At 62.6% G+C, this 9,211-nt stretch carries 8 protein-coding genes; 5 read left to right on the top strand and 3 right to left on the bottom strand.

Annotated features, from left to right (window positions below):
• Positions 1-23: 23 nt before the first annotated feature.
• Entirely contained in the window at positions 24-1,271 is a 1,248-nt protein-coding gene (locus ACESL9_RS06085) for a UbiH/UbiF/VisC/COQ6 family ubiquinone biosynthesis hydroxylase (protein ID WP_372611997.1), read from the bottom strand.
• 88 nt (positions 1,272-1,359) lie between these two features.
• Between ACESL9_RS06085 and ACESL9_RS06080 the strand changes: the two genes are divergently transcribed.
• The 4 genes from ACESL9_RS06080 to ACESL9_RS06065 all read left to right on the top strand — a co-directional run bounded on the left by ACESL9_RS06080 (position 1,360) and on the right by ACESL9_RS06065 (position 7,619).
• A complete protein-coding gene (locus ACESL9_RS06080; protein ID WP_372674603.1) occupies positions 1,360-2,688 on the top strand; it encodes an amidase in 1,329 nt (442 codons plus the stop codon).
• A gap of 119 nt (positions 2,689-2,807) precedes the next feature.
• A complete protein-coding gene (locus ACESL9_RS06075; protein ID WP_372674602.1) occupies positions 2,808-3,986 on the top strand; it encodes an aminotransferase class I/II-fold pyridoxal phosphate-dependent enzyme in 1,179 nt (392 codons plus the stop codon).
• A gap of 13 nt (positions 3,987-3,999) precedes the next feature.
• The gene (locus tag ACESL9_RS06070) at positions 4,000-6,900 is read left to right on the top strand and encodes a DNA translocase FtsK (RefSeq protein WP_372611991.1); all 2,901 of its coding nucleotides are present in this window, start codon (positions 4,000-4,002) and stop codon (positions 6,898-6,900) included.
• 122 nt (positions 6,901-7,022) lie between these two features.
• Positions 7,023-7,619, top strand: a complete 597-nt coding sequence (locus ACESL9_RS06065) for a LolA family protein (RefSeq protein ID WP_372611989.1) — start codon at positions 7,023-7,025, stop codon at positions 7,617-7,619.
• Positions 7,620-7,657: 38 nt separating this feature from the next.
• Here the strand turns inward: ACESL9_RS06065 and ACESL9_RS06060 are convergent, their stop codons facing one another.
• Complete coding sequence (locus ACESL9_RS06060) at positions 7,658-8,245, bottom strand: lytic transglycosylase (protein ID WP_372611987.1); 588 nt, start codon at positions 8,243-8,245, stop codon at positions 7,658-7,660.
• A gap of 230 nt (positions 8,246-8,475) precedes the next feature.
• On the opposite strand from ACESL9_RS06060, the gene hspQ reads away from it, so the two are divergent.
• Positions 8,476-8,802 carry a heat shock protein HspQ gene (gene hspQ, locus ACESL9_RS06055; RefSeq protein WP_372612021.1) on the top strand — a complete coding sequence of 109 codons (327 nt, stop codon included), beginning with the start codon at positions 8,476-8,478 and terminating at the stop codon, positions 8,800-8,802.
• A 25-nt stretch (positions 8,803-8,827) separates the two neighbouring features.
• Here the strand turns inward: hspQ and ACESL9_RS06050 are convergent, their stop codons facing one another.
• Complete coding sequence (locus tag ACESL9_RS06050) at positions 8,828-9,211, bottom strand: rhodanese-like domain-containing protein (protein ID WP_372611985.1); 384 nt, start codon at positions 9,209-9,211, stop codon at positions 8,828-8,830.

Genomic DNA, 9,211 nt, shown 5'->3' with positions numbered 1-9,211 from the left:
CTTAGGGCGCAACGACCTGGAACTCAACGCATCAATTCAGGCAATTCTCCGGTCAGGCCGGCCGCTTCGCGCAGGAAACCACGGCGAAGTCCGGGCATGGCATCCACCACTCCCATGCCCAGGTCACGCGCCACGCGCAGAACCGGATTGTCGTTGGAAAACAGCTTGTTCGTTACATCTGTCGCCATCGCCAGCGTGGCTACGTCGAACCGGCGCCATTCCTGATAGCGGTCCAGCACGAGCGGCGAGGCGAAATCCTCACCCCGTCGCGCGGCATGTCCCAGAACATCCACCAGTGCCCCAACGTCACGCAGCCCGGCGTTAAGGCCCTGCCCCGCAATCGGGTGCAGCCCGTGCGCCGCATCGCCGATGAGCGTCAGGCGTTCACCCACGAACCGGTTGGCGATGGTCAACTTCAGCGGATAGGCAAAGCGCTTGCCCTCGAGGCTGATCCGACCAAGGAAATCGCCGAAACGCGGGCGCAAGATGTCAAGGTAATCCTTGTCCGACAGGGCATTGATCGCGGCTGCGCTGTCATTGGTCTCGGACCAGACGATGGACGACACGTTGCCCGGCAACGGCAGGATCGCCAAAGGCCCGGGCGGCATGAAGAACTGATGCGCGATCCCGTGATGCGGCTTTTCATGCTCAATCGCACAAACCAGCGCGGTCTGCCCGTAATCCCACCCGGTTCGACGAATGCCCGCGCGCCGCGCCGTGCCCGACTCGCGCCCATCGCACCCAATCAGCAACCGCCCGCGCAACGTCTGCCCGCTTTCCAGCCGCAGGCTCACGCCACTTGCATCCACCTCCTGCGCGATCACGCGGTCCTCGACCTGGCGAATGCCGGGCTCTTCGCGCATCGCATCGAGAAAGGCCCGCCTGAGATAGCGATCCTCCAGCATGTGACCCATCGGCCCTTCCTCGATCTCGGCCGATTGGAAATGAAGGAAGAACGGCGCAGGCCCTTCTCCGGCGCGCCCGTCACTGGCCTTGATCTCGTGCATCGGCTGGCTGTTCTCGACAACCCGCTCCCATATGCCGATTCGCGTCAGAAGCCGCTGCGAGGCCAACGCCAACGCATAGGCCCGCCCATCGAACGCCGCGTTCTTGCGCACCATCTCGGGCAGCGCATCCACCACGGTCACGGAAAACCCCTTGCGGGCCAGCGCCAAAGCCAGAGCCGGACCATTGAGCCCGCCACCGACGATCAGGATGTCTCGTGTCTCTTCCATGCCCCTAAATGTGGTCATTCGTCCGGGATTGTCCATGGCACAGATCGCCGCTAGCGTGAGCACATGCCGCGAGTGCGGATGCCTCCGGCGGGAGTATTTCAGGGCAAGATGAAGGGCAGGCGCGATGAAAGACTGGTTGTGGATGAGCATGGGCGATCTGGGGCGTGGAATCGCAGCGGGCGAGATTGACCCCATCACCCTCACCGAAACCTATCTTTCGGCCATAAAGAACCATGCACATCGTGACCGCATCTATGCCCGCCTGACCGAAAGCCGCGCCATGGCCGAGGCCGAGGCCGCGTCCAAGCGCGCCCGGGCCGGGCAACGCCGGGGCCCTCTCGACGGCGTGCCAGTCAGTTGGAAAGACCTGTTCGACACGGCCGGCGTCGTGACCGAGGCCGGATCAGCGTTGCTTGAAGGGCGGGTGCCGGAAACCGATGCCTGGGTCCTGCAAAACGCGACGCTGGCCGGAACGGTCTGCCTGGGCAAGACGCACATGTCGGAACTGGCTTTCTCGGGCCTGGGTCTGAACCCGGTCACCGCCACCCCGCCGAACGTGAACGACCCCGGCGCAGTGCCGGGTGGATCATCCTCGGGCGCCGCCGCGTCTGTCGCATTCGGCCTCGCGCCGTGCGGGATCGGATCAGACACGGGCGGGTCGGTGCGCGTCCCCAGCGCCTGGAACGACCTTGTGGGGCTCAAGACGACGGCCGGACGGCTTTCGATCGCGGGTGTGGTGCCCCTCTGCGCCAAGTTTGACACCATCGGGCCGCTGGCCCGGTCGGTCGAGGATTGCGCATTGATGCTGGGTGCGCTGGAAGGCGGAAAGGCCGCCGACCTTGCCGGGACGACGATTCGCGGCGCGCGGATCGGGGTGTTGCAGACCGTGGCTCTCGACGATGTGCGGGACAGGCCGATGGCGGCCTACAAAGAGGCCATGGACCGGCTGAGCGATGCCGGTGCGGTGGTGGAACGGTTCGAGGCACCCGAGGTCGCCCGCGCCATGGATCAATCGGCTGTCACCTTCACATCCGAAGCCTGGGGTACATGGGGTGATCTGATCGAAACCGCACCGGACAAGATGTTCCCGCAGATTCTCGAACGCTTCCGCTCGGGGCGTGATCATGCAGCGGCCGATTATGTCCGGGCCTGGCACGTCATTGACGCCGCTCGCGCAGAATGGGCTGCCCGGGTTGCGGGGTATGATGCGGTCATCATTCCCTCGGCGCCCAACCTGCCCCCCAAGGTCGATCGCCTGATGCGCGATCACGGCTATTACGTGACCGAAAACCTCCTGACACTGCGTAATACGCGGATCGGCAACATGCTGGGTGTTTCGGCCGTCACCCTGCCCACCGGCACGCCTTCCTGCGGGGTCACCCTCATGGGCAAAGCCTTTGGCGAAGAAGCCCTTTTGCGCGTGGCAGCAGGTGCCGAGAAGGTATTGGCCTAAATGCCACAACCACCTCTGCCGACGTGCGAATTTCTGGACGTAGCCGTGCCGCTTGGGTAACATGCTCTCAAACGGGGCGATCATGACCCCGGCCCTGAGGCAGAAAAAGCAGTACACCCATGTTTCCCGATCGGTTCTCGAACCTGCCGGAATATGCATTCCCGCGCCTGCGCGCCTTGCTGGATCATCACCAGCCGGGCGGCGATGTGGCGCATATGACCATCGGAGAGCCGAAACATCCCTTTCCCGACTGGGTGCCGGGCGTCATTTTCGACAATGCCGCCGGCTTCAATTCCTATCCGCCCAATGACGGCACGCCGGGTTTGCGCGGCGCAATCTCGGGCTGGTTGAAACGCCGGTTCGGCGTAAAGACCGACTCCGAGACCCAGGTCATGGTTCTGAACGGCACCCGCGAAGGGCTCTATAACGCCTGCATGGCGCTTGTCCCCGAGAAGGTGCGGGGCGATCAGCCGCTGATCCTGCTGCCCAACCCGTTCTACCAAGTCTACATGATCGGCGCGATTTCGGTGGATGCCCAGCCCGTTATGGTGCCGGCGACCCGCACCACCGGATACCTGCCCGATTATTCGGGGTTGCCCACCGATATGCTCAACCGGGTGGCCGCGGCCTATATCTGCTCACCCTCGAACCCACAGGGTGCCATCGCCGACCGCGCCTATCTGCGCGAGTTGATCGGGCTGGCCGAACAGTTCGACTTCCAGATTTTCGCCGACGAATGCTATTCCGAGATCTACCGTGACACACCGCCGCCCAGCGCGATGGAAGTCGCCGCCGAAATGGGGGCCGATCCGGAACGGGTCGTGGTGTTTCACTCGCTTTCCAAACGCTCGAACCTGCCCGGCCTGCGCTCGGGCTTTGTCGCGGGCGGGCCGCAATCCGTTGCCCGGCTCAAGCAATTGCGCGCCTATGCCGGCGCGCCGGTTCCCCTGCCGCTCCAGATCGTATCCGAGCGTGTCTGGGCCGATGAGGAGCATGTGACCGAGAACCGCCGCCTCTATCAGGAAAAATACATCATCGCCGACAGGGTAATGTCGGGAATTCAGGGCTACCAGGCCCCCGGGGCCGGGTTCTTTCTCTGGTTGCCGGTCGACGATGGTGAGACGGCCGCGCTCAAGGCGTGGAAGGAAACCGGCGTCCGGGTCTTGCCCGGCGCATATCTTGCACGTGATGTGAACGGTCACAACCCGGGCAAAGGCTATGTCCGGGCCGCAATGGTGGCCCCAAAAGATGAAATGGAGCACGCACTCATCCGGTTGCGTGACTGCATCTACAGCTGAGAACGAGGGAAATATGGCATATCAGGCACGAGGACGCGACCCGCTGCTGGACAGCAACATGGCCGAAGCGATCGAGAAGCGCGGCAAGGAATTGCTTGGTATCGTGCTCATTCTCATCGGGTTGGCCGCGGGCGCGATGTTCTGGTCCTACGCGCCTTCCGATCCGTGGTGGATGTCTGCCACGGACGCACCGATCGAGAACTGGATGGGCCGCTTTGGCGCCTCGGTCGCCGCACCGATGTTCATGATCGTGGGCCACGGCAGTTGGGGCCTCGCCGCCGTGTTGGTCGCCTGGGGTCTGCGTCTGGCCCTGCACCGCGGCAGCGACCGGGCCCTGGGTCGGCTAATCTTTGCCCCGATCTGGGTCGCGACCCTGTCGATCTACGCCGCAACGCTTGTTCCCGGCCCCGAATGGACCCATTCTTTCGGGCTTGGCGGCCTCTTCGGCAAAACCGCAGCAGGCAGCCTGCTGACCCTTCTGCCCATATCGGCCACCTTCGGGCTCAAGCTCTTGTCGATCGTTCTGGGTATCGCGATCATGCTTGGTGCAGCTTTCGTGCTGGGCTTTACCAGGTCCGAATTGCGTCACTTCCTGCGCTTCCTGCTGATCGGCATGATCATGCTTTATGCAGGGCTGATGGCCCTGCTCGGCAAGACCGCCCGCGGCGCCATCGCCACAGCCCGAAACCTCCAGGCCAGGAACAGCGCGCGCCGCGAGCGCCGCGCGCAGAAAGCCGCGCAGGCCGCCGATTGGACCGCCATGCAAGAGACGCAAAACCGCCCTTCGGCAAGCTACCAGCCCAACCTTCCGGCAATGGATCGCGACGCCGAGCCATCCTTCAACACCGCGCAAGAGATCCGGAAACCCGGCTTCCTGTCTCAGGCATCAAGGCTCATTCGCCGGCCCGAGCCCGACGTCACCACGTTGCCCGAGCCCGAGCTTGTCGAATCCGAACCGCATTTCGAAACCGCCCCCGAGGCGCCCGGTGACGACCGCATCCGCGCCCGCATCGCCGATGTGATCAAGACACGGGTCCGCCAGAATCCCGCATTCCAGTCCGAAACCCATGCACCGTTGACCAAGGGGCGTGGCCGCGGCCCCGATCCACTCATCCTCACGTCCGGCCCCGCCGTGGACCTGCCGCCCGAGCCGCCCTTGTCCACCGCGAACCACAGACCCGAACCATCGGTTGCGACCTCGCCCGAACCCAGCCGATTCGACCAGGCCGACGAGGCGCTTGCCGGGGCCAGCGCCCCTGCATATCATGCCGGCCTCGCCGGCGCGTCCGTTCCGAACACCCAGCCGCGCAAGGTCGTTCAGCAACCGCAGCGCAAACCGATCCAGCCCTCGACGCGGGCCCGGGCCGAGGCACAGCCCGCCTTGCAATTCGACGACCCGCAACCATCCTATGAGCTTCCGCCACTGTCACTCCTGACAAGCCCCGAGCAAGTCCAGCGCCATCACCTTTCCGACGAGGCGCTCGAGGAAAACGCGCGGATGCTTGAAACGGTACTCGACGATTACGGCGTGAAGGGCGAGATCGTGAGTGTCCGTCCCGGACCCGTTGTCACAATGTATGAACTCGAACCCGCACCCGGTCTCAAGGCCAGCCGCGTGATCGGTCTTGCCGACGACATCGCGCGTTCGATGTCGGCCCTCTCGGCCCGGGTCTCGACCGTGCCGGGCCGCAGCGTGATCGGGATCGAACTGCCCAACGACAACCGCGAAATGGTCAATTTCCGCGAGATCCTGTCCTCGCGCGATTATGGCGACGGCAACCACAAGCTGCCGCTCGCCCTGGGCAAGGATATCGGCGGCGATCCGATCGTCGCCAACCTTGCCAAGATGCCCCACCTGCTGATCGCGGGGACCACCGGGTCAGGCAAGTCGGTGGCAATCAACACCATGATCCTGTCGCTGCTCTACAAGCTTACGCCCGAAGAATGCCGGATGATCATGATCGACCCCAAGATGCTGGAACTCAGCGTTTATGACGGCATTCCCCATCTTCTCTCGCCCGTCGTGACCGACCCCAAGAAGGCGGTGGTCGCGCTCAAATGGGTCGTGGGCGAGATGGAAGAGCGCTATCGCAAGATGTCCAAGATGGGCGTGCGCAACATCGACGGCTATAACAGCCGTGTCGCCGATGCGCTCGCCAAGGGCGAGATGTTTTCGCGCACCGTGCAAACCGGTTTTGACGACGAGACCGGCGAACCCGTCTTCGAGACCGAGGAATTTGCCCCCGAAAAGATGCCCTATATCGTCGTCATAGTCGACGAGATGGCCGACCTCATGATGGTCGCCGGCAAGGAAATCGAAGCCTGCATCCAGCGGCTGGCGCAGATGGCGCGCGCCTCCGGCATACACATCATCATGGCGACGCAGCGGCCCTCGGTTGATGTGATCACCGGCACGATCAAGGCCAACTTCCCGACCCGCATCAGCTTTCAGGTGACATCCAAGATCGACAGCCGCACCATCCTTGGCGAAATGGGCGCCGAGCAGCTCCTGGGCATGGGCGACATGCTCTACATGGCCGGCGGGGCCAAGATCACCCGCTGCCACGGTCCCTTCGTCAGCGACGAGGAGGTCGAGGAGATCGTCAACCACCTCAAGGGTTTCGGCCCACCCGATTATGTCGGTGGCGTGGTCGAAGGCCCGGATGACGAGAAGGTGGACGGCATCGACGCGGTGCTGGGTCTCGGCGGCAATACCGACGGCGAGGACGCGCTCTATGATCAGGCGGTGGCGATCGCGATCAAGGATCGCAAATGCTCGACCTCCTACATTCAGCGCAAGCTGGCCATCGGCTACAACAAGGCTGCCCGGCTTGTCGAGCAGATGGAAGAAGAGGGCGTCGTGTCCTCGGCTAACCATGTCGGCAAACGGGAAATCCTTGTCCCCGAGCAGTAGGGTGGGCGCAATCCCCCCACTCTTGCCAGCATGTTATCGCCTAACAGTTGGGTTTGCGGCAGTCTGTGACTATCTCGGCAGAGACGACATCGGTACAGCATCAAAGGTATCCGCAAATGACCATGAAACAGCTTGTTCTCGCTTCCGCCACGGCCATCGCCTTTGCGACGCCGGCCTGGGCAGAGAAGCTTTCGCTGGCCGCGATCTCCGAGTATCTCAACGGATTGCAGACCGCACAGGGCGCGTTCACCCAGATCAACGATGACGAGACGATTTCAACCGGCACGATCTATATCTCGCGCCCGGGCAAGATCCGTTTCGAATACGACCCGCCCGACAAGACCCTCGTGCTCGCCTCGGCCGGCGCGGTCGCGATCTTCGACCCAAAGTCGAATCAGGGGCCGGAAAGCTATCCGCTGAACCGGACGCCACTCAAGATAATCCTCGCGGAGAAGGTCGATCTGGACCGCGCCAACATGGTGGTTGACCATTCCTATGACGGCACCGCGACCACCGTGACCGCACAAGACCCCGAGCATCCCGAGTATGGCAATATTCAGCTCAGGTTCACGGGTGACCCGGTCGAGTTGCGCCAATGGATCGTCAATGACGATTCCGGCTCGTCCACCACCGTCGTTCTACGCGAATTGGAGACCGGCGGCGACCTGCCCTTCCGCTTGTTCGACATCGAACGGAACACCCGGCGCTCCGATCGCTGAAGCGGCCCTCTGTCCTGATGCGCTGCGGTCCGCCTTGATCACCGCCACTTCCGGCATGTGTCCAACTGCGAACGATACATGTTGGCTCTTGCATCCACTTCACCCGCGATCCGAAGCAGCCAGGCCTTTTGGTTGTAGCTGCCCCGGGCAAAACCCGTATGGCCTTCGTGATAGGCCAGATACTGGTTTCGGGCATCCGAAAGGGCCACACCGTTGCGCTCGCGTGTCTTGGCCATGTACCAGCCCATGAAATCGGCGGCATCCCTGATTTTGTCACGCCGTGCGCGCGCGCTGCGGGTCTCTGACTTGTATTCATTCCATGTCCCGTCAAGCGCCTGCGCATAACCATAAGCGCTCGATTGCCGGCCCATCGGGATGACCCCCAGCGCATAGCGAAACGGTGTGCGCGCATCACCGATGAATTTGCTTTCCTGATAGAGCGTCGCCATCTGGACATGCGCCGGAACACCCCATTTGCGCTCGGACGCGCGAAAGGCACGCACGAAATGCGGCCTTTGCTCAAGGATGTTGCATGCGTTATCCAGAGATGTCGGCGCCGAACGGTCCCGCGGGGCACAACTGCCTAGCAGGATCAGAATCACCAAGCCGCGAAGAAGTCTGCTCATCTGCCTCTCGCTATGTTTTTATCGTGTTTTGCGGTCCTTTTAACGGAATTCTCGTGCGGGATAAACTGATTTCGCGCCCCGGGCCGCAGGGACAGGTGTCTTGAATCGCCGAAACGCTAGAGATCACTGTCAAATCGAGGTTCACAAACTGTTTCCGGTGATTTCTCGGCCCCGAAATGGACAACACCCCCTTGAACGCCCTATGATCGGGCGGTAGGGGCTGCAACATGATGTTAAGAACACGAGCGAAATATCACCTCGGGCAGGTTGTCCGCCACAAGAAACACCCGTTTCGCGGGGTTGTCTTTGATGTGGACCCGGAGTTCAACAACAGCGAGGAATGGTATGAATCCATTCCCGAGGACAGCCGCCCCGCCAAGGAACAACCCTTCTATCACCTGCTCGCCGAAAACGATCAGAGCTACTACGTGGCCTATGTCAGCGAACAGAACCTCGTCGCAGATTACTCCGGCGAGCCGGTCGATCACCCGGACATCCCCGACCTGTTCGGGCCGTTCGAGGACGGGCATTACCCGCTGCATTTCCAGCTGAATTGAAGACGGGTGCGGGATGACGCCCGACCTACTGGTCGATCGGGCGTTCGTCTTTCTTCCAGGCTGCGAAACCACCCTCCATCTCGGCGACGTTCTCGACCCCCATGTTCTGCAATGTCTGTGCAGACAACGCAGACCGCCACGCGCTGGCACAGAACAGAACCAGCGTCTTGTCGGTGGCCAGTCCCTCCTTGTGATAGGGGCTTTCCGGATCGATCCAGAATTCCAGCATCCCGCGCGGCGCATGAAAGGCGCCGGGGATACGCCCGTCACGGCTCAACTCTCGCGGATCGCGGATATCCACCAAAAGCGCCTCGCCCGCCTCGACCATCCGCGCGGCCTCCTCGGTGCTGAGCGAAGTGATCGTTCTCTTGGCCTCGGCGACCATGTCCTTGACCGGTGTGATGCCCAT

Source organism: Aquicoccus sp., from assembly GCF_041686535.1.
In the GTDB taxonomy this organism is placed as follows: Bacteria; Pseudomonadota; Alphaproteobacteria; order Rhodobacterales; family Rhodobacteraceae; genus Aquicoccus.
Note: the sequence above shows the minus strand (reverse complement) of the source record. Positions and strands in the feature narration are given on the sequence as shown.